Origin of the sequence: Bradyrhizobium sp. SZCCHNS1050, assembly GCF_032484785.1 — a bacterium.
In the GTDB taxonomy this organism is placed as follows: Bacteria; Pseudomonadota; Alphaproteobacteria; order Rhizobiales; family Xanthobacteraceae; genus Bradyrhizobium.
The window spans coordinates 515,254-540,239 of sequence record NZ_JAUETR010000002.1 but is presented as its reverse complement, the minus strand read 5'-3'; the positions used below and the strand labels follow the sequence as shown (position 1 = coordinate 540,239).

Sequence of the window (24,986 nt, the reverse complement as noted above, 5' to 3'; positions counted from 1 at the left end):
CTAGTGGGCTTCACGACGCCGCGCGCTGCGGCTCGCCATAGACCCGGGCCAGCAGCGTGCGTGCGGTGTCGCCCTGCTACAGCGCGGCGACGGTCACCGCCGTCTCCATGCGCGTGTTGCGCTTGCCATGCGAGGTATGGCGCATCACGGCTCGACAGCCGCCGCACGATCGCATGCGCCGAACGCAGATCATCGGTCTCGGCGAACACGACCACGACCGAGCCGTTGTCCTCGTGGGTCCCGAAATCCATCCGGCGCATCAGCCGGCTGATGATGCGCGCGCCGTCATATTGGGCGCGGGGGTCGACGTGATCGAAGGCGAAGCGCGCGACGGCAAGGCCGCCGCCATTCTTCAGCCGCCAACCTCCCCGCAACGGACGATCGGCGGCGCAACCCCGACCAGCTCCGCCATTCGCCCGTTGCTGCACCCGCGCCACTCGGCGTCAAACCCAACAGGACTCTAAATCCTACCGGATGAAACTTCGGTGGCAGGTCAGTTGCAGAACAGGGCGGGCCTGCGATGCTCGCCGGTATCGGCATCATGCGAGCGCTAGCTAAGTCCGGCTCGAACGCGTGTGCAACCTTGAGATGGTCGCACGAGTCCCTAAAGAGGATTAATGTTTCACAGATTTTTATCAACGAGATCAGTTTCGCAGATCTTCAAGAAGATCAAAGGTCAGTTGTGGGGGGCGATCCAACTGCCTAGTTCAGGCATCGACGATGTCCGATCCACGATCACTATCGCCGGAGATAAATTTCCGCCGAGGCATTAGCTATGCTGGCGGTCTGGTCGCAATTGGACCGATCTATTTCGCCCTGGCAAAAGGTGGCCTTGCTCTCGCCTCTATTCATCCCAGTGCAACGCCAATTTGGCCACCGACAGGTGTCGCGCTGGCGGCGGTGCTGTTGTGGGGATATCGGACTTGGCCCGCAATTTTCACGGCGGCGGTGATCGCCAATGCGACGACCGCCGGCTCGGTTGCCACCGCGATTGCGATTGCGACCGGTAACTCTCTTGAAGCGGTTGTTGGCGCTTACCTAATCAATCGATGGTCGAGCGGATGTAATACGTTTTCGACGCCATATTCTGTCGCGAAGTTTACCTTGATTTGCCTCGTGATCGCGACACCGATCAGCGCCAGCATTGGACTGTCCAGCCTGGCAACCGCCGGGTACATCGAACGGACGAATTTCGCAAACGCCTGGGTCACATGGTGGCTGGGAGATGTGACCGGCGCGCTGGTCATTGCCCCCGTTATCGTGCTTTGGGCATCAAGCCCCTACCATGCTTTCAACCGCAAGGAATTCTTGGAGACGGTCGGCGTCCTCGCAACAGCGGCGGCTGTTGGACTCATTGCTTTCAGCCCCCTGATCGAGCAAACGCCGAGCCGAAATCCATTGGGTTTTCTCGCGATCCTGCCAATGTTGTGGGCGGCGCTGCGCCGCGGTCCACGTGACACCGCAACGGTTGCGCTGGTGCTTGCGGGGATCACGATTTGGGGGACGCTCACGGGCGGCGGCCCCTTCACGACCGTGGATCTCAACGTTTCATTCCTGCTGGTATTGATGTTTTTGATCAGTATTACCGTTCCAAGCTTGCTACTGAGCGCCGACGTCGAGGTGCGCAAGAAAGCGGAGGAAAGTCTGCGCCACGCGCAGATGGAACTCGAACGGAAGGTCGCTGAGCGTACGCAAGAGCTGGAGCTCGCCAATGCAGCAAAATCGCGCTTTCTTGCCATGGCAAGCCATGATTTGCGGCAGCCATTACATGCACTAGGCCTGTTCGTTGCACAGCTGCGCACGCCGCTCAAATCGGGGGAAAGGACAAAGACGATCGAGCGGATCGATGCAACGCGCAAAGAAATGGATGAAATGTTCAACTCGCTCCTGGATATTTCCAGGCTCGATGCTGGAATCCTTACACCCAAAATTACCGAATTCCCGATCGCGCGCCTGTTGCAAACAATTGAGACTACGTTTGATCAGGCAACGCGAGAAAAAGGCTTGCGTCTACGCGTTCGGCGAAGTGACGCCTGGGTGCGGAGCGACGCCATGCTGCTCGAACGCATACTGCTCAATCTGGTATCCAATGCTGTGCGCTATACGTCACGGGGCGGGATCATCGTCGGATGTCGTCGGCGCGGTGAAATGTTGCGTATCGAAGTATGGGATAGCGGTCCCGGCATTCCTGAGGATCAGAAGCAGAATATCTTTGGCGAGTTTTTTCAACTACCCGGCCCAGAACGGAACCGGTACGGCGGCCTGGGGCTCGGCCTGGCTATTGTCGACAGGCTTCGCGTACTTCTCAACCATCAAGTCGACTTAGCTTCGACTGTGGGCCGAGGTTCGCGATTCGCAATCCTGATTCCGATGGCCGATAAATGCGTCACGTCCACTGAGCCCGTCGACTCACCTCGCCCCCCAGTCGTTGCGGTCGAAGGTAAGGTAATTCTTGTTATTGCCGATGCTCCAATTGTGCGAGAGGAGACGGGCGGATTGCTTGGCAAATGGGGATACTCCGTCCTTACCGCCGGATCCGACGAAGCTGCGCTCATCCGACTGGCTGAGCGCCAACAACGCCTCGATCTTATAATCTCGGATTATCATCTTGCCAGCGGAAAGACCGGGATCCGAGCAATTGAACAAATTAGTGCGGCGTTTGGCTCATCAATTCCAGCTATCCTCACCAGCGGCGATACCGCACCCGAACCATTACGTGACGCTAAGGATAGAGGGTACATTTTGCTGCACAAACCTGTCGACCCAATGCGGCTCCGCGCTGTCATGCACGAGTTCTTGAGGGATCAAGACGATAGGAGAGACACCGGGGCGGCGTTATGAATCAGATTTCGGCGACAATTCCCAGCCCATTTTTCCTACTTCTATTACTGCCTCGGTGCGACTCGTTACATTGAGTGCCTTGAGAACGACCGTGATGTGGTTCTTCACTGTCGGCACGGCCATATCGAGGGTCTTGGCAATGATCTTGTTGCTTTTTCCCTTCATCAGGAGCGCAAGCACTTCAATCTGCCGATCGGTCAACCCGAGACCCTTGGGAGAGTCGCGCGTCGCTAGCTTATTTGCAGGCCGCGGAGACGTTGGTTCCTCAAGTATCTCCGAGGGAATGTAAATGCCGCCAGAGAACACTAACTTGATGGCGTTGAGCATGACCTCACGTTCGGTAGTTTTCGGGATGAAACCCAGAGCGCCAAGTTTGAAAGCGCGCCTGACTGTATCTTGATCATCCGAGGACGAGAGAATGACGATAGCAATGGTCGCATAGCGGTCACGCAGTTCGCGGAGGACAGAGAAGCCATCTCGATCAGGCAAATTGATATCAAGCAAAATGAGGCTGATGTCAGGATGTTCCTCGACTATGTGCACTGCCTCACGGCCGTTCGAAGCTTCAAAAATGACGGAGTCTCGCTTCAGTTGTTTCACGACAGCGTGCAACGCCTCGCGGATTAATGCATGGTCGTCGACAATAAGAACTTTCATAAAAGCTCTCCGTCATCCCATTGCACGGAGATCCAACTCAAAAAAACATACACCCACCTTCGGGTCTTTGGCGAGGAAGAAGCTGGCGGAAGACGGGCTCTCGATACCGTCTTCCGCCATCATCCTTGACCCAACCAGCGGTTCGCCGCCGGGCACTCAAGGTAGGAGCCGAATGCCGTTGTGTGGTGTAATTGTAGTCACCGCACGGTCGGAGCGCGAGTACGGACCACGAAAGTCGTGGGACTCAGAGTCTCCTTCGCCTGTAGGCAAAGGTGATTGATGCCGAGATCTGTACGGTACCTTGATCATAGGACCTAGGAACCTCTCTCTGTGGACCTCCGGCTGATTTACGCGCTCTGCCGTTTGAACGATGATCGTCAAACGGACAGCCTCACGCGCCAGCAGGTTCTACCAAGCGCCGCCATATGATCGTTATCGTAATAGCTTTCGTGGCCGGGGTCGGCGTGAAGCAAATCTAGATTGCGGCGTTGTCACGATCCGGCAGCGCGGCGGTGACTTTTTGTCAAATTCGGTCCCTCTTGAAGCGTGCTCGTACGCCGGACGGGGCAATCAGATGCATGATCGAACTGCCGACCTGAAGCCATCGGTAGGCGCGTTGCCGGAGCTGAAAGGCTACGGCCGCGATTTGCGCATTGATGCCTGCCGCGGCATCGCGCTCTGGTGCATCTTTCTTGATCATGTCCCCAACAACATCGGGAGCTGGCTGACACTGCGGAACTACGGCTTCAGCGATGCCGCGGAAGTGTTCATGTTCGTGTCGGGCGTAACCTGCACGTTGGCCTACGGCAAGGCATGGCGCTGCGGGGGCTGGACCGGCGTGATCGGCCGGACGCTGTGGCGAAGCTGGGATATTTATGTTGCATTTCTGCTGCTCACGCTCGCCTGCGCCATCATGGTTCACCTCGCAGGCGGCGGCCATCTTGCCGACGAGAGCAATACGCGCATTCTGTTGGAACAGCCGGGCGCGACGCTCGCGCACGCGGCGATCCTGCAATACTGCCCCGTCAACACCGACGTCTTGCCGCTCTTCGTGCTTTATCACCTTTTGTTCGCGCCGCTGCTGTGGCTGCTGCTGCGAGCGCCGAACGCAACGCTCGGCGCGTCGCTGCTGCTTTACGCACTGGTGCACGTCTTCGGATGGACCATCCCGGCATGGCCGAACGGCCACTGGGCCTTCAATCCGCTGGCCTGGCAGCTGCTGGTCGTGCTTGGCGTGTGGTGGATGATCGAAGACAAGAGAGCCCGGCCATGGGTGACCTCACGCACCGCGCTTGTGGCTGCCGCTCTCTATCTGGTGTTCAGCCTCATCATCGCATTGAGCTGGAGCATCAAACCGCTGGAAGCGCTGGTCCCGCGGGCGCTGCTGACGCTGCTTTACCCGATGGACAAATCTAATCTCGATCCATTGCGACTGCTGCATTTCTTGGCCCTTGCGGTTTTGGTGGTATGGTTAGTGCCTCGCAATTGGCGAGGGCTGACGACGGCGGTGATGCGCGGCGCCATTCTCTGTGGCCAGAATTCGCTGCCAATCTACTGCGTCGGCGTTCTGCTGACGTTCGCCAGCCGCCTGGCGCTGCTCGGCATCTCGGAGGGGCTGACGATGCAGATCGCGCTCAGTGTTGGCGGCGTCCTGGTGATGATCGTGGCGGCGACGCTGCTGAACTTGATCAAGATCAAGCCGAGGCAGCAGCCGGACGCGAAGCCCGTCGAGCAGACAACCAGGTTTGAGCTGGTCGTCAATCTCACGACAGCCAAGGCGCTCGGCGTTGACATTCCGTCCACGCCGCCCGCCTCGGGCCGACGAGGTGGCCGAACAAAGATGCTGTTTGCTCCGGTGCGCGAGTCCGGCTGCGGCGCTGATCCAGCGCCAGCAATCGCGCACGCCTTCGGGCCACCCGCGAAAACTGTGGGTCAGGTCGTGAATTAGATCACAAGGACTGTGGAGCCTGCCCTTTCTTCTTCCGGCCATCGTACAGGAGCCAAGGCCATGATTTCCCACCCAAGGACCCACAAGGGAGCGGTGCTGATCGCGGCGTGCGTGATGTTTGCCAGCGTAGCGGCATTATTGTCGGTCAACGTGACGTCACCCACTAGCGCCGCGCTCGGCGCTGACTGGCAGTGCAGCCGGCTTGCGCTCGTTATCACGATCTGCACCCATGTGCGTGCACACGAGACCGTTTCAACTGGCATGCGCAAGCGGACCTGGTACCCGGAATCATAGCTCGGTGATACGGCGGTCTTTGAAGCGGCGTTGCCGGGCCTTTTTCTTGGTCCAGACGAAGGGCTCAGATCTGACGTTATATGCTTTGTTGTAGTGACCTGCCCTAAGAATTTACGGCCTATGCGGCCAACCGCACCGCAACGGGCGATCGGCTGCGCAACCCCCACCAGCTCCGCCAATCGCCCGTTGCTGCACCCGCGCCACTCGGCGTAAAACCCAACAGGACTCTAAATGCTCCTAGATGAAACTTCGGTGGCAGGTCACTCGCAATGACGCCCGTGACGCAGGCAACGTTCTATGAAGCCGCGCGTTGCGCCTCGCCGTAGACGCGGGCCAGCAAGGTGCGCGCGGTGTCGCCCGGCTGCAGCGCGGCGACGGTGACCGAAGGCTCCGTGCGCGTGTCGCGTTTGCCGTGCGAGGTGTGGCGCATCACGCTGGAGAGGCGGCGGGCGATGGCGTGGGCCGAGCGCAGATCCGTCTCGGCGAACACGACGACGACAGAGCCGTTGTCCTCGTGGGTGCCGAAATCCATCCGTCGCATCAGGCGGCTGATGATGCGGGCGCCGTCATACTGGGCGCGCGGATTGACCGGATCGAAGGCGAAGCGGGCCACCGCCAGGCTGCCGCCGCTCTTCTGGGTCTGGCTGACGGCGGAGGCAAAGTCGCGCGCAAAGGCGTTACGGGTGAGCAGGCCGGTCTGCGGGTCGAGCATGCCGCCGGCTTCGATGGCGCGCAGCGTGCGGTTGAGGCGGGCTTCGAAGGCGTGCTGGCGGATCAGGGGCAGCGCGCTGGCCGCGATGTGCGCGGGAGCGCCGGCGATGATCTCGAGATTGGCGAGTTCCTGCAGCGGCGCCGGCTGGTTGGCAGTGACGACGACGGCAAGGTTGCGGAAGCGGGTGTCCTCGGCGAGCACCGCGAGGAACGCATCGACCACGCGCGGCGAAAACCCTTCGCCGAGCACGATGCCGTCGATGTCGCGGCTCGACAGATGTTTGGCGGCGGCTTCGATGCTGAGCGCGCCGACGACCGCCATGCGTTCGCCGAGCGCGACCGACAGGCCGGGCAGGGAGCTGCCGCGGCCGAGCAGCAGCACGGTCGCGTCATCGAGCGGATCTGTTTCCGGCAGTGTGGCGTCGGGTGCTTTCTTCTCATCGAGACGGCGCAGCACGGTGGTGTGCAGCGTGCGGACGCGCAACGCCGCGCGCAGCCGCGCCAGCAGCCGCTCGTGATTGTCGCTGCCATGCAAGGGAATGGCGTGGTCGGGCAGGACAGCGCCACCGGGTGCGATTGCGATCAGCGGCACGTACGGCTTGCGCGCGCCGACATGACGCGAGAACGCCGCAAGCTCGGTTGCATCAGCATCCTCGACGACGGCAACGACCGCCGCCGGCTGAACCTTGGACATCGTGCTGATCGCATCAGCCCAGCGCGTCTCGACGGAGGGGAGAATTTGCGCCACCGCGAGGGCCGCACTCAGCGAAGGCCGCGTGGACGAGGAGACGATGAGAAGCGGGCCTTGTGGGGACATCCAGGAAACTCAGGATACGCTGACGTTACATCGCGATCCTAGGTCCCTCCCGTTAACGCAGCGTCAACACTGTTCCAAACATGACGGTTCCGTAGCTGTCCGGCAGGATCAGCCGCCCGAGCCGGCGCGGTCGCGGAAGGCCTCGACCATCAGCGGATTGAGTCCCAGCTCGGCGAGCGCTTCCCGCGCGCGCGCATTGTCCATCGCGCGGCCCGCGAGGCGGTGACCGCTGAGACGGTCGGGCAGAGCGGTCAGCAGCGCACCCTGGCCGAGCCGCCTCGACCATTCGTGCAGGTCCTGGGCGAGGAAGCGGTAGCCGCCCACGGCCATCACGCCGGCCGGCGGCGCCGTGATCGAGATCGTGTCCTGGGCGCGGTCGAGGCGCACGGCGTATTCGGTGTCGACGTAGTCGCGCGGCGGTGCCGGCATCAGCGAGTCGCTCGGCGGTTGCGGCGGCGCGTAGGCGGCCAACACGACCATGGGGCCACGCAGCCCGAGCGTGCCCTTCGGCGTCACCAGGATCTCGCCGGCGATCGACGAGCCCGGCTGTTCGCGCGGCGCGCCCTGGCGGCCCGGCTTGACCGGACCGGGACTGCCATCGGCCGCGGTGCGGCGCACGGCGAACAGTCCGGCTTCGCCGAACAGATAGACGTCGGTCATCTCGATATCGCGCGTCTTCCACGATGCGCTCGACGCCACCTGCTCAGGCGCGCGCCACAGGCCGAGCACATAGCGCAGGTTCGGCAGCCGCGCGGCCAGATTGCCCTCGTCGAGACGCAAGGCGAGTTGAGCCGGGGCGACCAGCGTATCGCAGGCCAGCTCCGCGAGCTGCTGTTCCAGCGCGTCGGCGTCGAACGGGTGGTGCAGCGCAAGGGTGCCGCCGGACAACAGCCATGTCACGACCGAGGCGGCGAGGCCGGCGAATGACGACGGCAGGAAGGCCGACATCATGTTCACGCCCTGCGGCAGATCGCTCTCGAGCGAGACGGCGAGCCCACCGGCGATCAGGCTCAAATGGGTGCGCGGCACGGCGCGGAAGCCGTCGGCGGTCACGTCGAAGGAGACGATCGCGGCCTTGCGGCCGTCCGGCATGAGCCCGCGCGTCGAGCGCGAGGGTTTTGCGATCGACTGGTCCAGCGAATACATCCCCTCGGGCAGGTCGGAGCCGAAGCCGCAGACGTGGCGGATCGAGAACGCCTCCGCCGCCGCATTCATCGCGAGATCGGAGTGAATCACGCCGTCGATCTTCGACATCGTGACGATGGCGCGCGCGCTGGTGCGGTTCAGCGCCGCCACGAGCTCCGACTGACGCCACAGCAGCGGGAATACGGCGACCACGAGGCCGGCGCGATGCGCGGCCAGCACCGTCAGCACGAACTCGATCGTGTTGGGCAGTTGGACCGCGATCACCGAATGAGCCGGCAGGCCGGCGTCGACGAAGTGCGCGGCCAGCGCCGAGATCACGCGATCGGCTTCGGCATAGGTCAGGCGCATCGGCGGTCGCCCGGTGACGCGCTGCTTGTTGATCGGATCGACCAGCGCAACCGTATCCGGCTTGCGCGCCAGGATGCGTTGAAACAACGCGTCGAGCGTCGGCGACGTATTGGCCTGATTCACCTGTTGCCCCGTACTTTCACGGACCCGGCCACGACCAATTGCCCCGATTGGTCACTTCCGTGCCGGCTCCGGCCGCTGCCACCAGCTCTCCGGGAGCGCTCCCGTCAAAGCCGTCCTCTCTGGCCGTTCTATACGATTCCACCGCGCGATCCATTCCTCGGCGGCATTGAGCACTGGAATAGCGTAGAACCCCGCCATCAGGGTACGGTCCAATGCGCGAACCGTCGAGATAAATTCCGGCCTGTCGCGGGCGCGCAACAGCGCCGCGATCATGGCGTCGATCGCCGGATCCTTGGCGCCCATGTAGTTGCGGGTTCCGGTCCGATCGGCGGCCTCGCTGCCCCAATAGAACGCCTGCTCGTTGCCGGGAGACAGCGACTGGTCCCAGCGGTTCTGGATCATGTCGAACTCGAAGCTCAGGCGGCGCTGGTCGAACTGCACGGGATCGACGACCCTGACGGACGCATTGATGCCGGCCCGCTTGAGACTGCCGGCGTAAGCCAGCGCAATACGCTCCTGATCGCGCGTCGTGACCAGGATCTCGAAGGCGAGGGGGGCCCGCGTCGTCCGATACCGCAAGACCGTCCCGTCGAAGCCGTAGCCGGCCTCGCCAAGCAGATCGAGCGCCGCCTTCAGCGTTGCGCGGTCGCGGCCGGACCCGTCGGTGATCGGCAGGCGGTAGCTGCCGTCCATGATATCGGGGGGGATCTGCGCGGCGTACGGCTTCAACAGCTCGAGCTCGGCCGCATCGGCTGGACGTCCATAGGCCGAAAGCTCGGATCCGGCGAAATAGCCGCCGCTGCGGCGGTACAGCCCGAAGAAGTAGTTGCGGTTGATCCATTCGAAATCGAACAGCAGCGTCAGCGCACGGCGCACCTTCACGTCGGCGAACACCGGCCGCCGCGTGTTGAACACCAGGAACTGCGAGGGCTGCGGCATCCCCGAGGTGAAGTTGTCGCGGATGACCTCGCCATTGCGCGCGGCCGGGAAGTCGTAGCCGTCGTGCCAGCGCAGCGGTTCGGTCTCGACGCGGAAGTCGTACAGCCCGCGCTTGAAGGCTTCGAACTGTCCATTGGACTCGCGGTAGTAATCGAGCCGGACCTCGTCGAAGTTCCACAATCCGCGGTTGACCGGCAGGTCGCGTCCCCAATAGTCCGGATTGCGGGTGAGGGTGACACTGGATCCCGGCTGCACCGCGGTGACACGATACGGGCCCGACCCGAGCGGCGCGGTCATCGTCGTGTCCTCGAAGCTCGCCAGGTCGGTCGCGTGCTTCGCCAAAATCGGCATCAGGCCGAGGATCAGCGGCAACTCGCGGTCCTCGGCGCCGCCGAAATCGAACCGGATGGTCAGCGGATCAAGCACGTCGACCCTGGCGACCTTGCCGTAGTATTGCCGGTGGTTGGGGCGGCCGTGATCACGCAGCAGCGCAAAGGAGAACGCCACGTCCTCGGCGCGCACCCGGCTGCCGTCGGAGAAGCGGGCGCGCGGGTCGATCCGGAAGGTGACATAGGTCCTGTTCTCGTCGGTCTCGACGGTTTTCGCCAGCAGGCCATACAGCGTGAACGGCTCGTCATTGCCGCGGGTGAGCAGGCTCTCGACCACATAGCTGCGGATTTGCTGCACTGCGATGCCGCGGACGATGAACGGGTTCAGGCTATCGAAGGTGCCGAGCAGTCCCCAGACCAGACGACCGCCCTTGGGCGCGTCGGGATTCGCGTACGCCATGTGGTCGAAGTCGGCGGGCAAGGCCGGGTGACCATGCATGGCGATCGCCGCAGTTTCTGCCGCTTTCGCCATGGGAGTGTAGACCTCGGGCAACAATGCCAGGATGACGGCGACACATCGCACGGCCGCGCTGAACATGCGTTGCAGCATCAGGATCGGGGCGCAAGCATTTGATTCGGAACAGGTCACAAGGGGCTTTTACCACAGGCTCGCCAGCGCTAGACCGCGGCTTCGACATGGTCTCGCGGCATTGATTCTTCCGCGCACCGCGTTAAGAAGGCGGGCGATTGAGTGAAGGCGGCAACGCCTGTCACTTAACCGCCTCATTTCCTGAGGAGACAGCCGCTTCAACGGCTTGGTGTGGCGCCTTTGGCGGTCTCGGGCGCTGCCGTTCAGAAAGGGTTTTCCGCAATGAATTTCCGTGACTTGGCCTCGTCGGTTGGGCCGCGTGGGCGGCTTGTCGCGCTGCTCGCGGTCACCGCGCTGGCCGTTTCCTTCGCTCCTTCGGTTGCGCAGACTCAAGCGCCGAAGGCGAAGGCTCCGGCTGCCGCTCCCAAGGCTCCCGCTCCGGCCGCCCAGGCCCCTGCCACTCCTCCCGCCGGCGGCCAGCCTCAGGCCCAGGCTCAGCAGGAGATGCCGCAGCTGATCTACGCGCCGTGGACCAAGTTCTGCCTGAAGGGGCAGGATGCCAACGCCAAGCAGGTCTGCTTCATCGGCAAGGACGGCCGCATCGAATCCGGTCAGCCTGTGGTTGCAGCCGTCATCATCGAGCCCGAAGGCGAGCCGAAGAAGATCCTGCGTGTGACCCTGCCGCTCGGCATGCAGCTCCAGCCCGGAACCCGCATCGTCATCGACAACAACCAGTTCATGGAAGGCAAATACGTCATCTGCTTCCAGAACGGCTGCATGTCGGACTACGAAGCCACGCCTGAGTTCGTGAACAACCTGAAGAAGGGCCAGACCCTGTTTGTCCAGGCGATCAACTCGAACGGCACCGCGCTGACGCTGCCGCTGCCGCTGCAGGAAGGCAACAGCAGCTTCGCCAAAGCCTATGATGGCCCGCCGACCGACCCGAAGCAGTTCGAGGAGACCCAGAAGAAGCTGCAGGAAGAGCTGCAGAAGCGCGCCGAGGAGCAGCGCAAGAAGCTCGAGCAGACCCAGCCAGGCCAGCCGCAGGCGAAGCAGTAACGCCGGTCGGGTCCATACCGCAAAATCAAGGGCGCTCCATTCGGAGCGCCTTTTTCGTTCTGCGAACTGATGATGTGAGGGGAACTTGCGCGCCGGAACCAGCGCTGGGTTGAAACCCTCCGGTCGATAGGTCAGTTCATCAGCGAATTGCGCGGACGATAGCCGCCCGACTTGTCCTTGATGAAGATCTCCGCAACCTGGGAATGGCGGATCGGCTCGCCGGACTCGTCGGGAACCAGGTTCTGCTCGGAGACATAGGCGACGTATTCGGATTCCGCGTTCTCGGCCAGCAGGTGATAGAATGGCTGGTCCTTGTGCGGACGGACCTCCTCGGGAATCGACAACCACCATTCCTCGGTGTTGTTGAACTCCGGATCGATGTCAAAAATCACGCCCCGGAACGAGAACACCCGATGCCGGACGATCTGGCCGATCTGAAACTTGGCAGTTCGCGCTTTGATCATCCCAGTCGAATAGACCAGGATGGGGAGCGATGCTAGTGCCCCGCGGGCGGATTTGATCTAGACCAATCCGATTCGCGTCAAGCCGCGACGCCCCCGCATTCCAGGCCCTTCCCAGGCCCCCTCAGGGGGTCATCTTCCGAGCCCATGTTCGACATTCTCAATCTGGCCCTGCCTTATTTCGGCGTCGTTTTCATAGGCTTCGCCTGCGGTAAGTGGAGGAGGCTGCCCGAAGCCGGGCTCGCCTGGATGAACTTCTTCCTGCTCTACGTCTCGCTGCCCGCTTTGATGTTCAACCTCATCGCGCGCACGCCGTTCACGGAGCTGAGCAACCCTCCCTTCCTGGTTGCAACGACGCTCGCCACCATGCTCACCTTCGCCCTGGCGCTCGTGCTCGGCAAGGCCATCGGGCGGCTGTCGCTACGCGAGGCGACCATGGCCGGGCTCGCGGGCGGCTACGGCAACATCGGCTATATGGGGCCTGGGCTGGCGCTGGCCGTGCTCGGGACCAAGGCGGCGGCGCCGACCGCGCTGATCTTCTGCTGCGACAGCATCTTCCTGTTCTCGATCGTGCCGCTGCTCGTCGAGCTGACCGAGCGCGATCACGCCTCGGTGGCGCACGCGCTGCGCACGGTGCTGCGCCAGATCCTGCAGAACCCGCTGATCATGGCGACGGCAGCCGGCATCCTGGCGGCGGCGTTTCAGCTGCATCCGCCGACCGTGCTCGACCGCACCCTGCAGTTCCTGCAGAACGCCGCTGCGCCGACGGCGCTGTTCGCGCTCGGCGTGACCGTGGCGCTGCGCCCGTTCGAGCGGCTGCCCTGGGAGGTGCCGATCCTGACCGTGGTGAAGCTCGTCGTTCACCCGCTGCTGTCGTTCGGGCTGATGCTGCTGTTCGGGCCGTTCGCACAGCCTTGGGCGGCGACTGCGGTGCTGATGGCGGCGCTGCCGCCGGCGCTCAATGTGTTCGTGATCGCGCGCCAGAATGACAGCTGGATCGAGCCGGCCTCATCGGCGGTGCTGATCGGCACCTTCGCCTCGGTGATCACCCTGACCAGCGTGATGTGGCTGATCCAGACTGGCCGGCTGGTGTTTCCCTGACGGTGGTCAACCGGCCCTGCGCGTGGCTCTCCATGACGGCGCCAGACCCTCGCGCATCGCGAGCCGCCGCAGCGGACCGATGCCACTCATCAGGTGCATGCCGACGGCGCGCAGCGACTGCATCGGCAGGAGATCGCTGAGCAGCGAGCGGTTGGCGACGTCGATGGCGAAGGTGCGGCTCAGGATGTCGGCGCGGCGCGCCGCACCGTAGCGCGCGAGCACCTGCGGCGCACCGATATCCTCGCCGGCCGCATTGGCCTTGCGCACGACATCGGCGATGTCGATGCCGTCGCGCAGGCCGAGGTTCAGTCCCTGCGCACCGATCGGCGGCACCACATGCGCGGCCTCGCCGACCAGGGCGATGCGGTTTTGCGCGTAGCGCAGGGGCCGCTCGATCGCGAGCGGAAACACATGGCGGCCCGGCTCGACGCGAACGCGTCCGAAGATCGAATGCGACTGCCGCTCGGCGGCGGCGGACAGGGCATCGTCGTCGAGCGCGAACAGCCGGTCGGCCTCCTTCGGGGCTGCGACCCAGACGACGCTGGAGCGGTCGCCCGGCAGCGGCACGAACACGCAGGGTCCCTGCGGCGTGTGGAATTCCGTCGACACGTTGTGATGCGGCCGCGCATGGGTGATGTTGAAGGTCAGCGCCGACTGCTGCAGCGTGCGCCGGCTCACGCCGATGCCGGCGGCCTCGCGGCACAGCGAATGCCGGCCATCGGCGCCGACCACGAGCCGCGCCGTCAGCACGCGGCCCGATGCGCTGGTGACGGTCACCGCATCGGCATCGCTGCGCACGCTGTCCGCATCCTCGGCGATCCGCACCAGGCCGTCGATCTCGCCGGCGCGTTGTTCCAGCGCCTCGACCAGGACGGCATTGGCGATGTTGTAGCCGAACACGTCGAGACCGATCTCGTCGGCGACGAAGCGCACCTCCGGGGCTCGGATCAGCCGGCCGGTATCGTCGACCAGCCGCATCGCCTTCAGGCCGGCGGCGCGGTCACGACACGATGACCAGACGCCGATCTCGTCGAGGAAATCGACCGAGCCGCCGAGCAGGGCGGTGGTGCGGTTGTCGGCATATGGAGCCTTGCGGGCCACGAGCGCCGTCCGCGCCCCGGTCTGCGACAATGCAATCGCGGCGGCGAGCCCGGCGGGTCCGCCGCCGACGACGATGACATCAAAGCTGGCGTCTGTGTTGCTCATCCGGGAACATTTGACGTTCCTGCAGGGCTTTTTCAAGAGTATTGCGTGAGCCTGCGCGGCGCATGGCCGCAACGGCGGATATGCAATTGGCTCAGATTCCTGATAGCACTGGCGCCGCATGGATCAGTTGAGACCAGAGAGCAGGGTGGCCGCAACGCCCGCGCATCGTGCCGCGGCGTTCTCGGTGCACGTCTTCACCGCGCTCGGTGCCGGTGTCGCGCTGCTCGCGATGCTCGAGGCCGTGCGCGAGCATTGGACTGCGATGTTCTGGTGGCTCGGCGTCGCGCTCATCATCGACGGCGTCGACGGGCCGCTGGCGCGCCGGCTCGACGTCGTCCATGTACAGCCGGACTGGTCGGGCGACGTGCTCGATCTCGTGGTGGATTTCACGACCTATGTGTTCGTGCCGGCCTACGCCATCACCGCCAGCGGGATGCTGCTGCCGCTCGCCGCGCCGGTCATCGGCGTCGGCATCGCCGTCACCGGCGCACTGTATTTCGCCGATCGCCGCATGAAGAGCGACGACAATCATTTTCGCGGGTTTCCGGGACTCTGGAACATCGCGGCATTCTACCTGTTCCTGCTGCATCCCTCGCCATCGTTGGCGACCTTGGGTCTCGCGGTCCTGATCGCGCTGACCTTCGTCCCGTTCCATGTCATCCACCCGGTGCGCGTCGAGCGGCTGCGCTGGCTGACGCTGCCGCTGGTCGCGCTCTGGGGCGTCCTGGTCATCGACGTGCTGGGAAACAACTTCGCCGTGGGCCCGATCGTAACGACGCTGTTGTGCGCGATCGCCCTCTACATCGTCGCGAGCGACTCCGCGATCCGCCTGTTGAGATCCTTGAAAGCATGATCGACCTTCTGACCAGTCCCGAAGCGTGGGCCGCGCTGCTCACCCTGACCGCCCTCGAGATCGTTCTCGGCATCGACAACGTCATCTTCCTGTCGGTGATCACCTCGCGCATCCCGCAGCCGCAGGCGACACGCGCCCGCCAGATCGGGCTGGCGTTGGCCTTGATCTTCCGCATCCTGCTGCTCAGCGTGCTGGTCTGGCTGATCGGGCTGACGCAGCCGGTGTTTACGATCGGTGGCCTCGGCTTCTCCTGGCGCGACATCATCCTGATCGCCGGCGGCCTGTTCCTGATCGCCAAGGCCACGCACGAGATCCATGCCGAGGTCGAGGCGCGTGAGGGGGAGGAGGGGTCGCAGGGCGGCGGCGCCAACAAGTTCTTCTGGGTGATTCTGCAGATCATCGTCATCGATCTCGTGTTCTCGCTGGACTCGATCATCACCGCGATCGGCATGGCCCAGGATCTCGAGATCATGATCGCCGCCGTCATCATCGCGGTCGTCATCATGTACGTGTCCTCGGGACCCGTCGCGCGTTTCGTGGCAAACCATCCGACCACCAAGATGCTGGCGCTCGCCTTCCTGGTGCTGATCGGCGTCGCGCTGGTCGCCGACGGCTTCGAGTTCCACATCCCGCGCGGCTACATCTACTTCGCGATCGTCTTTGCGCTGGCAGTCGAAGCCTTCAACGTGATGGCCTCGCGCAACCGCAGGAAGCGCAACGCCTGACAGGCGCCGAGTTGACAAGGCCGTCGTGATCGCCTTCGCTTTTGCCGCCGGCAGCGCCCGATGCGCGGCCGGAGGTCGGCTCCTTCAACGGAGCCGGATGTCGATGAGAATCAGGTAAGTGTCGAAGGTTCTTTCGCCGGATTCCCGGAGGCGGCGATGGAGAGTCCGAAGGGGAGATGGCGGGATGGTCAAGGCGGTGCGCGTGCACAAGGTGGGAGGCCCCGAAGCGCTCGTCTATGAGCCGGTTGATCTCGTCGCGCCCGGCCCCGGCGAGGTCCGCATCCGCCAGCACGCGATCGGCCTCAACTTCATCGACGTGTACTATCGCACCGGACTGTACAAGGCGCCCGGCCTGCCGTTCATCGCCGGCAACGAGGCGGCCGGCGAGGTGATCGCCGTGGGGCCGGGCGTCACGCATTTCCATCCCGGCGACCGCGTCGCGTATTATGAGAACCTCGGCGGCTATGCCACCGAGCGCAACATCGGCTGGCAGCGGCTGGTCAAGCTGCCCGACCACATCACCTATGAGCAGGGCGCGGTGCTGATGCTCAAGGGGCTGACGGTCTGGTACCTGCTGCACAAGACCTTCAAGGTCGAGCCGCACCATCGCGTCCTGATCCACGCCGCCGCGGGCGGCATCGGCCTGCTGGCCTGCCAGTGGGCGCGCGCGCTCGGCGCGCACGTCATCGGCACCGTCGGCTCCACGGCGAAGGCGGATCTGGCGCTGGCCAATGGCTGCGACCACGTCATCCTCTACAACGAGGAGGACTTCGTCGCGCGGGTCAAGCAGATCAGCCGCGGCGAATTGTGCGACGTGGTCTATGACGGCGTCGGCAAGTCGACCTTCCCCGGCTCCTTGTCCTGCCTGAAGCCGCGCGGTCTGTTCGTTAGCTTCGGCAATGCCTCGGGTCCGGTGCCGCCATTCTCGATCGCCGAGCTCAACAGTCACGGCTCTCTATTCGCGACCCGGCCGAAGCTCAACGACTACATCGGCAAACGGTCCGAGCTGCTGGAGGGCGCCGACACGCTGTTCTCGGCGGTGATCAGCGGCAAGCTGCACGTGCAGATCAATCACGCCTATGCGCTCAAGGATGCGGGCCGGGCGCACGCCGATCTCGAAAGCCGCGTCACGACCGGGGCCTCGATCCTCAAGCCATAGGAGATTGGCGACCTGGCTCTGCCTCTGGAACCTCGTCCCGGATCGAAGCGTCACCCGCCGCCCGGCTCCAGAGCACCGCGTCCGTCTGCGCTGCCGTCGTCGACGCCACGATCCGCGCCGGCGCGAGGCTGTCTTGTCCGTCGCGCCAGGCGCGCTCGCGCTCGGGGGCGTCGAGCGCCAGAACGAGACCCTGGTTGAGCTCATAGAGGCCAGAGGCGAGCCCCGCAGCACCGAGCGCGTCCCTGAGCGAATCCTGCACCAGGGCGCGCAGCGCGACGTGTGGCGCCGAGACCGGCACGTCGACCTCGCGGCCGGCCATGGCCTGCGCGCAGGCGCGCCGGTCGAACGAGGCATGGCCGCGGCAGGCGAGCGGACGCGCGGGATGGATGATGCAGCCGCCGCGCACGACGAATGGGCAAGGCTGGCGCAGCTTCATTCGCTCGGTCTCGCTCAAGCCACGCGTCGCGCGGTTGGCGAGCTTGATCCGGCGTGACAGCGAGCCGAGCGCGGTTGCCGGCATGCGCTGATCGATCTGCCGGGCGTAGCGCGCGAGCAGGAAGATCTCCGGTGCCGTCGCGGTCACGCGCAGCGCGCAACAGGAGGGGCAGCCCTTGGCGCAGGCGAGGGTGGGCAGATGCGCCGTCTGGGCATCGATGTTGGCTTCGAACAGATCGAAGGCGCGGTCGGCGAGCATGTCTGCCAGATTCTGCGAGGCCAGCCCGGACGCCAGCAGCGCGTTGAAGACCCGTCGCAGTTCGTTGAAAGCCGCTTCGCTCAATGTTGTCCTCCGACGCGCGCACGGACCAAAACGCCAGCGACCGCGGCGCACCCGGCGCACCGCGGTCGACAGGGATGAGGCAGAGAGGACGCCCGCGGCCTCATCCGGAGGGGGAGCCGACGTCAGGCAGCAACGCCCTTCAGGATCGCCTCGAAACAGGGGCGGGAGATGCGGAAGAAGCCGCGGCCGCCGGCGAAGGTCTGATAATGCGGACGCGCCATGTCGAGCAGGCGCTCATACCATTCATTGGCGGTCAGGCTGGCGGGCTTCTCGCCGATCGAGTTGATGTCCGAGTTCGGGAAGAAGCGAACGTGGATCAGCACCTCTTCGGTCGCGGCCAGGGCGATGTGGCTGCCGCTGTCTTCGACCGGCAACGCCCGAGCCAGATTGTCTCTCGCCATTCTTGCATCTCCTCTATCGTGCCGACCTCGTTGTCGGCGGATGATCATCAGCTTGGTCCCGGCAAGCCTCTTCCTCCGAGCTGATCACATCCCGTACACGCTATATCAGAATAGATATAACGTAAGTCATCGGATCGCAGGTGTTTGGCGCGATCAGGATCGTTGTTCAGAGGGACGGCTGTCCTTGATCCAGGTCAAATGGCGGCGAGCCCGACCTCGATGTTTGTGCCCCATCTGTAGGCAGCGGGACGCAGGCTTCGCGTATGGCACGGAGTCTGCGTCCCGAACGGCATTCGATCAGGCGACGCAGCGCGCAGCGCCGACCTTGGTCAGGATTCCGTCCAGCGTGTCGATCATCGCCGCGATGTCATCGCGCGTCACATTGAGGGCCGGCATGAAGCGCAGCGCATCCGGACGCGGCGCGTTCAGCAGCAGGCCGAGCTCGAAGGCATGCGCGACGATCGCCGGCGCGATCGGCCTGATCACGTCGAGCGCAAGCAACAGACCGCGGCCGCGCACTTCGCCCAGGCCGTGCCTTGCCGAGATGCGCTGCAACTCGCTCTCCAGATAGATCCCGTTGTCCGTGACAGCCTTCAGAAACTCCGGCTTCTCGATGACGTCGAGCACGGCGAGTCCCGCCGCACACATCAGCGGATTGCCGTTGAAGGTACCGCCCTGATCGCCATGCTCGAAGCAAGACGCCGCTTCGGTCGCCAGCAGGGCGGCGAGCGAAACGCCGCCGCCGATGCCCTTGCCCAAGGTCATGATGTCCGGGAGGACGTCGGCGTGCTCATAGCCGAACAGCTTTCCGGTGCGGCCCATGCCGGTCTGGATCTCGTCGACGATCAGCAGCAGCCCGTGCCTGGTGGTCAGCACCCGCAACTGCTGCAGGAACCTGTCCGTCGCGGGCCACACGCCGGCCTCGCCCTGGATCGGCTCGAGCATGATCGCCACCGTCTTGTCGGAGATCAGGGCCTCGACCGAGGCGATGTCGTTCAGGCGTGCCTTTGGAAAGCCCGGGACCTTGGGCTCGAACAGCGGCTCGAACGCCTTCTTGCCAGAAGCCGACATCGTCGCCAGCGTGCGGCCGTGGAAGCCGCCCTCGAAGGTGATGATCTCATACGCGCCGTTCTTGCGCAGAGCGCCGTATTTGCGCGCGAGCTTGATGGCGCCTTCATTGGCTTCGGCGCCCGAATTGGTGAAGAACACCTGGTCGAAGCACGAGCGGTCGACGAGTGCCTTGGCGAACTGCAGGCTGGTGTCGTTGAAATACGCTGGGCTCGGCGTGATCAGGCGCGCCGCCTGGCTGGCGAGCGCGCTGGCCAGCGCCGGCGGCGCATGGCCGAGCGAGTTCACGGCCCAGCCCTGGATGAAGTCCAGATAGCGCTTGCCGTCGTCGTCCCATAGCCAGGACCCCTTGCCCTGAACGAAGACGGTGCGCGGACGCGCCGTGATCTCCATCAGAGCGTCGTAGGGATGGGAGGCGGTCAGCATGTGCAATCTCCTGTGCTCAGGGGTGAAACGGTGGGCCAAAAAGCGAGAAGGCCGCTCCTTTGCGGGAGCGGCCTTCTCGAAAACCTGGAGCTGATGAGCTAGCTGATCAGCAACGTCTTCGGACATGGCGCGCCCCGGCATCGTCACGGCGGTGACGACGGCAAACGGCGGCGCGGCGGTTGGTCCGGTTGAAGATCATGCGGCGGCCATACAGGCAAATCGCAACCGGTGTCAAGATGCCGGCCTGCAGGGTGCAATACGGGCCGCCGCTCCGGGAAGCGGCGAGGGAAGCGCCGGCCGGCGCGAAGGCCGCACGATCCAATCTCGGGTCTCGCGCTTTAGTGACAACTTTACCAAACATTTAGCGGCTGCGTTTACTTTGCCGGCCAGCTTGAAAATGCAAGCTGCTCAGGATGAGCGATGTCGAACCCCCATCTCACGATCGCCGAAGAAGTGCAGGCGGCCATAGCCACCGGCTCAGCCGACCGCTGCTCCGGCGTGGCCGAGCGGGTCGCCTCCCTGTTCGTCGCCTCCGCCGGCAGCCTGGATATCGAGCAGCACGCGCTGTTTGCCGACGTCTTCGAGCGTCTCGTCAACACCATCGAGCTGCGCGCGCTGGCCGACGTCGGTGCCCGGATCGCACTCGCCGAACTCAGCGCCCAGCTTGCCCCGATCCCGCAGGCGCCGGCTGGCGTGATCCGGCGGCTGGCTCATCATGACGACATCGCCGTCGCGGGGCCGGTGCTTTCGGAATCGCCGCGGCTGAGCAGCGAGGATCTGATCGAGATAGCGCAGACGCGCAGCGAGAAGCACCTGGTGGCGATCGCCGGGCGCTGGTGGCTGCAGGAGATCGTCACCGATGCGCTGCTCGCGCGACGCTATCCGAGCGTGAGCCGGCAACTGATGAAGAATCCCGGTGCGCGGGTGTCTCCCGCCGGATTTGCCGCCATCGTGGCGCAAGCGGCTGGAGATGCGGAGCTCACGGTCGCGGCCGGCATCCGCGCCGATCTGCCGGCAGCCTTGCGCAGGACCCTGTTGCAGCGCGCGACGGAGGCGGTGAGGGTGCGCCTGCTCGCCTCGGCGCCGCCGCATCTCTACGAGGAAATCCGCAGCGCCATTTCGGCGGCCACGCTCGACGCCGAGCGCGAGATGTCACGAAACCGCGTCGGCGGCAGCGCCAGGGCGGCGATCGGCCAACTCAAACAGGGCGGAAAGCTCACCGAGGCCGAGTTGCTCGAATTTGCCCGCCAGCGGCGCTACGGCGAGACGATCGCGGCCATCGCGGAGCTCGCGAAATGCAGCATCGAGCTGGTGCGGCCGCTGATGCAGAGCTTGCGCAGCGACGGCATTCTCGTGCCGTGCAAGGCCGCTGGCCTGAGCTGGGTCACGGTTGCCGCGATCCTCGATAGCCGGTTCGTTTCAGGTGCAACGCCTCCCGACGAGCTGACCAAGCTCAAGAACAAATATCTCGAACTGAAGCAGGACGAGGCGCTTCGCCTGCTGAAGCTCTGGTCGGTTCGCACCACGGGCTCCTCGCACTGAGGGGCGGTCCGCAGGTCCAGGACGCATCTACACGCCCGTCTGCGATTCCCCGCGAGTTCCCGGCGAGTGGCCCGAGACGCGACAGAGCCGTGCTAGAACCCAGCGACAGTGCCGTGCAGGTCGTATTCGTCGGCACGCTCGATCTTGACCGTAACGATCTCGCCGACACGCAACGGCCGCCGGCTGGACAGATAAACGGCGCCATCGATGTCGGGGGCATCAGCCTTGGTGCGGCCCTTGGCGACGCTTGGCCCGACCTCGTCGATGATCACCTGCTGACGCGTTCCAACCTTGCGCTTGAGCCGGCGTGCCGAGATCTTCTGCTGGCGAGCCATCAGGGCGTCCCAGCGCTCCTGCTTGACCGCGTCCGGGACCTGGTCGGGTAGGGCGTTGGAGGTCGCGCCGGCCACAGGCTCGTATTTGAAGCATCCGAGCCGATCGATCTCGGCCTCATCCAGCCAGTCCAGCAGATAGGCGAAATCGGCGTCCGTCTCTCCGGGGAAGCCGACGATGAAGGTCGAGCGCAGCGCGAGGTCGGGGCAGGTGGTCCGCCACGCCTTGATCCGGTCCAGCGTCTTGTCCTGCGCCGCCGGGCGGCGCATCGCCTTCAGGACCTTCGGGCTGGCATGTTGGAACGGGATGTCGAGATACGGCAATATTTTACCGTCAGCCATGAGGCCGATCACCTCGTCGACATGCGGGTAGGGGTAGACGTAATGCAGCCGGACCCAGGCGCCGAGCTCGCCGAGCTCGCGCGCCAGATCGAGGAAGCGAGCCCGGACGCTGCGGTCCTTCCAGGCGCTTTCGGCATATTTCAGGTCCAGCCCATAGGCCGAGGTGTCCTGCGAAATGACCAGGAGCTCCTTGACCCCGGCCGCGACCAGCCGCTCGGCCTCGCGCAGCACGTCGGCTGCGGGGCGCGACACCAGATCGCCACGCAGCTTCGGGATGATGCAGAAGGTGCAGCGGTTGTTGCAACCTTCGGAGATCTTCAGATAGGCGTAGTGCCGGGGCGTGAGCTTGATGCCCTGCGGAGGAACCAGGTCGAGATGAGGGTTGTGCGCAGGCGGCGATGCGCGGTGGACGGCGTCCAGCACACTCTCGTACTGCTGCGGGCCGGTGATCGACAGCACGCCGGGATAGGCCTGCTCGATCTGCTCCGGCTCGGCGCCCATGCAGCCGGTCACGATGACCTTGCCGTTCTCGGCCATGGCCGAGCCGATCGCCGACAGGGATTCCTGTTTGGCGCTGTCGAGGAACCCGCAGGTGTTGACGATGACGACGTCGGCGCCGTCATGCTTCCGGGCAAGCTCGTAGCCCTCGGCGCGAAGGCGCGTGATGATGCGCTCGGAATCGACCAAGGCCTTGGGACATCCGAGCGAAACAAAGCTGATCTTGGGCGCCGAACCCTGCTGCATCTTGGAACTGCCTGATGAGATAGGCGTCAGCTAGTCCGAATTGCCCAGAAAGACAAGGCTTTGACGCGGCCACGTCCATGCTATGGGTGAGGGCCCGGACAACCTGGTGATCGATGAGCGCCGAGCAATCGCCTAAAATCGTGATCGTCGACGAAAGCCCGATCCGCGCGGCCATCCTCGAGGAAGGCTTGCGGGAAGCGGGCTTTACCGGCGTCGTGCATGTCAGCGAGATGCAGGGTCTCCTGGCGCGCATCTATGCCCTGGATCCGGACGTCATCGTCATCGACCTGGAGAACCCGAGCCGCGACGTGCTGGAGCAGATGTTCCAGGTCAGCCGCGCCGTCCGCCGGCCGATCGCAATGTTCGTGGACCAGAGCGACGCGGCTTCGATCCAGGCCTCGGTGGAGGCGGGCGTCTCCGCCTACATCGTCGACGGCCTGAAGAAGGAGCGGATCAAGCCGATCCTCGATCTCTGCATCTCCCGCTTCAATGCGTTCTCCAAGCTTCAGGACGAGCTCGAGCGCACCAAGTCCGCGCTCGAAGACCGCAAGGTGATCGACCGCGCCAAGGGCATTCTGATGAAGATGAAGGGCTTCACCGAAGAGGAAGCCTATGTGCTGTTGCGCTCCACAGCGATGCGCGAAAAGAAGAAGATCGGCGAGATCGCGCAATCGATCCTGACCGCCTCGGAGATGTTGAAATGACCGGCCCGCTTCGCATTGGCTTCATCCCGCTGGTCGATGCCGCCGCGCTGATCGTCGCCGTCGACAACGGCTTCACCGCGGCTGAAGGTCTCGATGTCACGCTGGTCCGCGAAGTGTCGTGGTCGAACGTGCGCGACAAGCTCAACATCGGCCTGTTCCACGCGGCGCATCTGCTGGCTCCCGTCGCCATTGCGTCGAGCCTGGGCATCGGCCATGTCAAGGTGCCGATCGTGGCTCCCTTCAATCTCGGAGTGAATGGCAACGCGATCACCGTGACGCCAGCGCTGCATGCGGCGATCATGGCCCACCTCGAGGGTGATCGTTTCGACCCGATGGCGACGGCGCTGGCGCTGGCGCGCGTCGTCGCTGAACGGCGCAAGGCCGGCGCCGAGCCGCTGACGTTCGGCATGACGTTTCCGTTCTCGACCCACAACTATCAGTTGCGGTTCTGGATGGCTGCAGGCGGTGTCGACCCCGATGAGGACGTCCGTCTCGTGGTGCTGCCGCCGCCCTACATGGTGGAGAGCATCGCCAACGGTCACGTCGACGCGTTCTGCGTCGGAGCACCGTGGAACTCGATCGCGGTCGATCTTGGCATCGGCCATATTCTCCACTTCGTGTCTGACGTGCTGGTGCGCGCGGCCGAAAAGGTGCTGGCGGTCAGGCAAAGCTGGGCTGACAAGAATCCCGGCGCCCTCGCCGGCCTGGTCCGCGCCTGCGCCAAGGCCGCCGAATTCATCGAGCAGAACCACGCAGAAGCCGCGCGTATCCTAGCCCAGCCGGAGCGGATCGGCGTCGATGCGGAGGTGCTCCAGCGCACGCTGGACGGCCGCCTCAAGATCTCGCCGGACGGCACCTTCCGCGAAAGCTCGCGCTATCTGCTGGTGGGCCGGGAAGAGGCGGGACGGCCCGAGAAGATCCAGGCGGCCTGGCTCTATGCCCAGATGGTGCGGTGGGGCCAGACTCCCCTCAGCACTGAAGCCCTGGGCACCGCCATGGGCGTGTTCCGGCCGGACATCTACGACGCGGCGATGGGCACGGCCGCGGTCGGCACGGATGGCGCCATCGGCGCCTTCGCCGGTCCGCCTTTCGCGGCGGACGACGTGATCGGCCACCTCAAGGCCTTCAAGATCGGCCGCTGGACGGCCTGAGTCTTCCACTCAGTACTCAATTTGGGCAACTCGCTCCGCCGATCAAGTTTTGGGCGAAGTGCCCGCATTTGAGGGCTTGAGCCTGCCAGCGCGGGTTCGCCGATTCGAGCAGCCCTCTGAATTCTCTTACATTTCCTGCTTGTCCCGGCTGGCACGCAATTTGAATATTGCAGTGCAGTCAGCCGCCACAGA

21 protein-coding genes and 1 pseudogene are annotated in these 24,986 nt (G+C 64.3%); 11 read left to right on the top strand and 11 right to left on the bottom strand.

Going from position 1 to position 24,986, the window contains the following annotated elements; translation table 11 throughout:
- Positions 1 to 10: 10 nt before the first annotated feature.
- Positions 11 to 353, bottom strand: a pseudogene (locus QX094_RS26825) (GGDEF domain-containing protein); the annotation flags it as partial.
- 367 nt (positions 354 to 720) lie between these two features.
- Between QX094_RS26825 and QX094_RS26815 the strand changes: the two are divergent.
- Positions 721 to 2,841, top strand: coding sequence for an MASE1 domain-containing protein (locus QX094_RS26815; RefSeq protein ID WP_316188360.1), 2,121 nt, complete (start codon positions 721 to 723; stop codon positions 2,839 to 2,841).
- Here QX094_RS26815 and QX094_RS26810 read toward each other — a convergent pair.
- Positions 2,836 to 3,498 carry a response regulator transcription factor gene (locus QX094_RS26810; RefSeq protein ID WP_315712007.1) on the bottom strand — a complete coding sequence of 221 codons (663 nt, stop codon included), beginning with the start codon at positions 3,496 to 3,498 and terminating at the stop codon, positions 2,836 to 2,838. The two genes, QX094_RS26815 and QX094_RS26810, sit on opposite strands and share 6 nt — an antisense overlap.
- 574 nt (positions 3,499 to 4,072) lie before the next feature.
- Here QX094_RS26810 and opgC point away from each other — a divergent pair.
- Together opgC and QX094_RS26800 are read left to right on the top strand one after the other, a co-directional pair.
- A complete protein-coding gene (gene opgC, locus QX094_RS26805) occupies positions 4,073 to 5,446 on the top strand; it encodes an OpgC domain-containing protein (protein WP_316188359.1) in 1,374 nt (457 codons plus the stop codon).
- A 60-nt stretch (positions 5,447 to 5,506) separates the two neighbouring features.
- Positions 5,507 to 5,740: a hypothetical protein gene (locus QX094_RS26800; RefSeq protein WP_316188358.1), complete on the top strand. Its 234-nt coding sequence runs from the start codon at positions 5,507 to 5,509 to the stop codon at positions 5,738 to 5,740.
- Between the two features lie 295 nt (positions 5,741 to 6,035).
- Here the strand turns inward: QX094_RS26800 and QX094_RS26790 are convergent, their stop codons facing one another.
- The 3 genes from QX094_RS26790 to QX094_RS26780 all read right to left on the bottom strand — a co-directional run bounded on the left by QX094_RS26790 (position 6,036) and on the right by QX094_RS26780 (position 10,763).
- Complete coding sequence (locus tag QX094_RS26790) at positions 6,036 to 7,268, bottom strand: GGDEF domain-containing protein (RefSeq protein ID WP_316188357.1); 1,233 nt, start codon at positions 7,266 to 7,268, stop codon at positions 6,036 to 6,038.
- 108 nt (positions 7,269 to 7,376) lie between these two features.
- Positions 7,377 to 8,885: a class I adenylate-forming enzyme family protein gene (locus tag QX094_RS26785; protein ID WP_316188356.1), complete on the bottom strand. Its 1,509-nt coding sequence runs from the start codon at positions 8,883 to 8,885 to the stop codon at positions 7,377 to 7,379.
- 51 nt (positions 8,886 to 8,936) lie between these two features.
- Entirely contained in the window at positions 8,937 to 10,763 is a 1,827-nt protein-coding gene (locus QX094_RS26780; RefSeq protein ID WP_315712001.1) for an extracellular solute-binding protein, read from the bottom strand.
- Positions 10,764 to 11,024: 261 nt separating this feature from the next.
- On the opposite strand from QX094_RS26780, the gene QX094_RS26775 reads away from it, so the two are divergent.
- On the top strand, positions 11,025 to 11,801 hold the full coding sequence (locus QX094_RS26775; protein WP_315711999.1) for an invasion associated locus B family protein: 777 nt from the start codon (positions 11,025 to 11,027) through the stop codon (positions 11,799 to 11,801).
- A 131-nt stretch (positions 11,802 to 11,932) separates the two neighbouring features.
- Here the strand turns inward: QX094_RS26775 and hspQ are convergent, their stop codons facing one another.
- Entirely contained in the window at positions 11,933 to 12,265 is a 333-nt protein-coding gene (gene hspQ / locus QX094_RS26770) for a heat shock protein HspQ (protein WP_316185045.1), read from the bottom strand.
- Between the two features lie 144 nt (positions 12,266 to 12,409).
- Between hspQ and QX094_RS26765 the strand changes: the two genes are divergently transcribed.
- Positions 12,410 to 13,363 carry an AEC family transporter gene (locus QX094_RS26765; RefSeq protein ID WP_316185047.1) on the top strand — a complete coding sequence of 318 codons (954 nt, stop codon included), beginning with the start codon at positions 12,410 to 12,412 and terminating at the stop codon, positions 13,361 to 13,363.
- Between the two features lie 6 nt (positions 13,364 to 13,369).
- Here QX094_RS26765 and QX094_RS26760 read toward each other — a convergent pair whose 3' ends face one another.
- Entirely contained in the window at positions 13,370 to 14,569 is a 1,200-nt protein-coding gene (locus QX094_RS26760; RefSeq protein ID WP_316185048.1) for a UbiH/UbiF family hydroxylase, read from the bottom strand.
- A gap of 118 nt (positions 14,570 to 14,687) precedes the next feature.
- Between QX094_RS26760 and pcsA the strand changes: the two genes are divergently transcribed.
- The 3 genes from pcsA to QX094_RS26745 all read left to right on the top strand — a co-directional run bounded on the left by pcsA (position 14,688) and on the right by QX094_RS26745 (position 17,306).
- Positions 14,688 to 15,422, top strand: coding sequence for a phosphatidylcholine synthase (gene pcsA, locus QX094_RS26755; RefSeq protein WP_316167936.1), 735 nt, complete (start codon positions 14,688 to 14,690; stop codon positions 15,420 to 15,422).
- Positions 15,419 to 16,147, top strand: a complete 729-nt coding sequence (locus QX094_RS26750) for a TerC family protein (RefSeq protein WP_315828489.1) — start codon at positions 15,419 to 15,421, stop codon at positions 16,145 to 16,147. The genes pcsA and QX094_RS26750 overlap by 4 nt, the downstream gene beginning before the upstream one ends.
- 184 nt (positions 16,148 to 16,331) lie before the next feature.
- Positions 16,332 to 17,306 carry a quinone oxidoreductase gene (locus QX094_RS26745; RefSeq protein ID WP_315751589.1) on the top strand — a complete coding sequence of 325 codons (975 nt, stop codon included), beginning with the start codon at positions 16,332 to 16,334 and terminating at the stop codon, positions 17,304 to 17,306.
- Here QX094_RS26745 and QX094_RS26740 read toward each other — a convergent pair.
- The 3 genes from QX094_RS26740 to QX094_RS26730 all read right to left on the bottom strand — a co-directional run bounded on the left by QX094_RS26740 (position 17,296) and on the right by QX094_RS26730 (position 19,979).
- Positions 17,296 to 18,084, bottom strand: coding sequence for a hypothetical protein (locus tag QX094_RS26740; protein ID WP_316175421.1), 789 nt, complete (start codon positions 18,082 to 18,084; stop codon positions 17,296 to 17,298). The genes QX094_RS26745 and QX094_RS26740 overlap by 11 nt on opposite strands.
- 122 nt (positions 18,085 to 18,206) lie before the next feature.
- Positions 18,207 to 18,485, bottom strand: coding sequence for a hypothetical protein (locus QX094_RS26735; RefSeq protein WP_316188355.1), 279 nt, complete (start codon positions 18,483 to 18,485; stop codon positions 18,207 to 18,209).
- A 297-nt stretch (positions 18,486 to 18,782) separates the two neighbouring features.
- Positions 18,783 to 19,979, bottom strand: coding sequence for an acetylornithine transaminase (locus QX094_RS26730; RefSeq protein ID WP_316185051.1), 1,197 nt, complete (start codon positions 19,977 to 19,979; stop codon positions 18,783 to 18,785).
- A 420-nt stretch (positions 19,980 to 20,399) separates the two neighbouring features.
- Here QX094_RS26730 and QX094_RS26725 point away from each other — a divergent pair, with 420 nt between their 5' ends.
- Complete coding sequence (locus QX094_RS26725; RefSeq protein ID WP_316188354.1) at positions 20,400 to 21,521, top strand: DUF2336 domain-containing protein; 1,122 nt, start codon at positions 20,400 to 20,402, stop codon at positions 21,519 to 21,521.
- A 92-nt stretch (positions 21,522 to 21,613) separates the two neighbouring features.
- Here QX094_RS26725 and rimO read toward each other — a convergent pair whose 3' ends face one another.
- Positions 21,614 to 22,939, bottom strand: coding sequence for a 30S ribosomal protein S12 methylthiotransferase RimO (gene rimO / locus QX094_RS26720; RefSeq protein WP_315711986.1), 1,326 nt, complete (start codon positions 22,937 to 22,939; stop codon positions 21,614 to 21,616).
- 113 nt (positions 22,940 to 23,052) lie between these two features.
- Here rimO and QX094_RS26715 point away from each other — a divergent pair, with 113 nt between their 5' ends.
- Positions 23,053 to 23,643 carry an ANTAR domain-containing response regulator gene (locus QX094_RS26715; protein WP_008965342.1) on the top strand — a complete coding sequence of 197 codons (591 nt, stop codon included), beginning with the start codon at positions 23,053 to 23,055 and terminating at the stop codon, positions 23,641 to 23,643.
- Entirely contained in the window at positions 23,640 to 24,794 is a 1,155-nt protein-coding gene (locus QX094_RS26710) for a CmpA/NrtA family ABC transporter substrate-binding protein (protein WP_316188353.1), read from the top strand. The genes QX094_RS26715 and QX094_RS26710 overlap by 4 nt, the downstream gene beginning before the upstream one ends.
- Positions 24,795 to 24,986 lie beyond the last annotated feature (192 nt).

Excerpts from the sequence above, each read along its gene's own strand:
- QX094_RS26815 (WP_316188360.1), top strand. The coding sequence starts at position 721 with ATGTCCGATCCACGATCACTATCGCCGGAGATAAATTTCCGCCGAGGC.
- QX094_RS26810 (WP_315712007.1), bottom strand. The coding sequence starts at position 3,498 with ATGAAAGTTCTTATTGTCGACGACCATGCATTAATCCGCGAGGCGTTG.
- opgC (WP_316188359.1), top strand. The coding sequence starts at position 4,073 with ATGCATGATCGAACTGCCGACCTGAAGCCATCGGTAGGCGCGTTGCCG.
- QX094_RS26800 (WP_316188358.1), top strand. The coding sequence starts at position 5,507 with ATGATTTCCCACCCAAGGACCCACAAGGGAGCGGTGCTGATCGCGGCG.
- QX094_RS26790 (WP_316188357.1), bottom strand. The coding sequence starts at position 7,268 with ATGTCCCCACAAGGCCCGCTTCTCATCGTCTCCTCGTCCACGCGGCCT.
- QX094_RS26780 (WP_315712001.1), bottom strand. The coding sequence starts at position 10,763 with ATGCTGCAACGCATGTTCAGCGCGGCCGTGCGATGTGTCGCCGTCATC.
- QX094_RS26775 (WP_315711999.1), top strand. The coding sequence starts at position 11,025 with ATGAATTTCCGTGACTTGGCCTCGTCGGTTGGGCCGCGTGGGCGGCTT.
- hspQ (WP_316185045.1), bottom strand. The coding sequence starts at position 12,265 with ATGATCAAAGCGCGAACTGCCAAGTTTCAGATCGGCCAGATCGTCCGG.
- QX094_RS26765 (WP_316185047.1), top strand. The coding sequence starts at position 12,410 with ATGTTCGACATTCTCAATCTGGCCCTGCCTTATTTCGGCGTCGTTTTC.
- QX094_RS26760 (WP_316185048.1), bottom strand. The coding sequence starts at position 14,569 with ATGAGCAACACAGACGCCAGCTTTGATGTCATCGTCGTCGGCGGCGGA.
- pcsA (WP_316167936.1), top strand. The coding sequence starts at position 14,688 with ATGGATCAGTTGAGACCAGAGAGCAGGGTGGCCGCAACGCCCGCGCAT.
- QX094_RS26750 (WP_315828489.1), top strand. The coding sequence starts at position 15,419 with ATGATCGACCTTCTGACCAGTCCCGAAGCGTGGGCCGCGCTGCTCACC.
- QX094_RS26745 (WP_315751589.1), top strand. The coding sequence starts at position 16,332 with ATGGTCAAGGCGGTGCGCGTGCACAAGGTGGGAGGCCCCGAAGCGCTC.
- QX094_RS26735 (WP_316188355.1), bottom strand. The coding sequence starts at position 18,485 with ATGGCGAGAGACAATCTGGCTCGGGCGTTGCCGGTCGAAGACAGCGGC.
- QX094_RS26730 (WP_316185051.1), bottom strand. The coding sequence starts at position 19,979 with ATGCTGACCGCCTCCCATCCCTACGACGCTCTGATGGAGATCACGGCG.
- QX094_RS26725 (WP_316188354.1), top strand. The coding sequence starts at position 20,400 with ATGTCGAACCCCCATCTCACGATCGCCGAAGAAGTGCAGGCGGCCATA.
- rimO (WP_315711986.1), bottom strand. The coding sequence starts at position 22,939 with ATGCAGCAGGGTTCGGCGCCCAAGATCAGCTTTGTTTCGCTCGGATGT.
- QX094_RS26715 (WP_008965342.1), top strand. The coding sequence starts at position 23,053 with ATGAGCGCCGAGCAATCGCCTAAAATCGTGATCGTCGACGAAAGCCCG.
- QX094_RS26710 (WP_316188353.1), top strand. The coding sequence starts at position 23,640 with ATGACCGGCCCGCTTCGCATTGGCTTCATCCCGCTGGTCGATGCCGCC.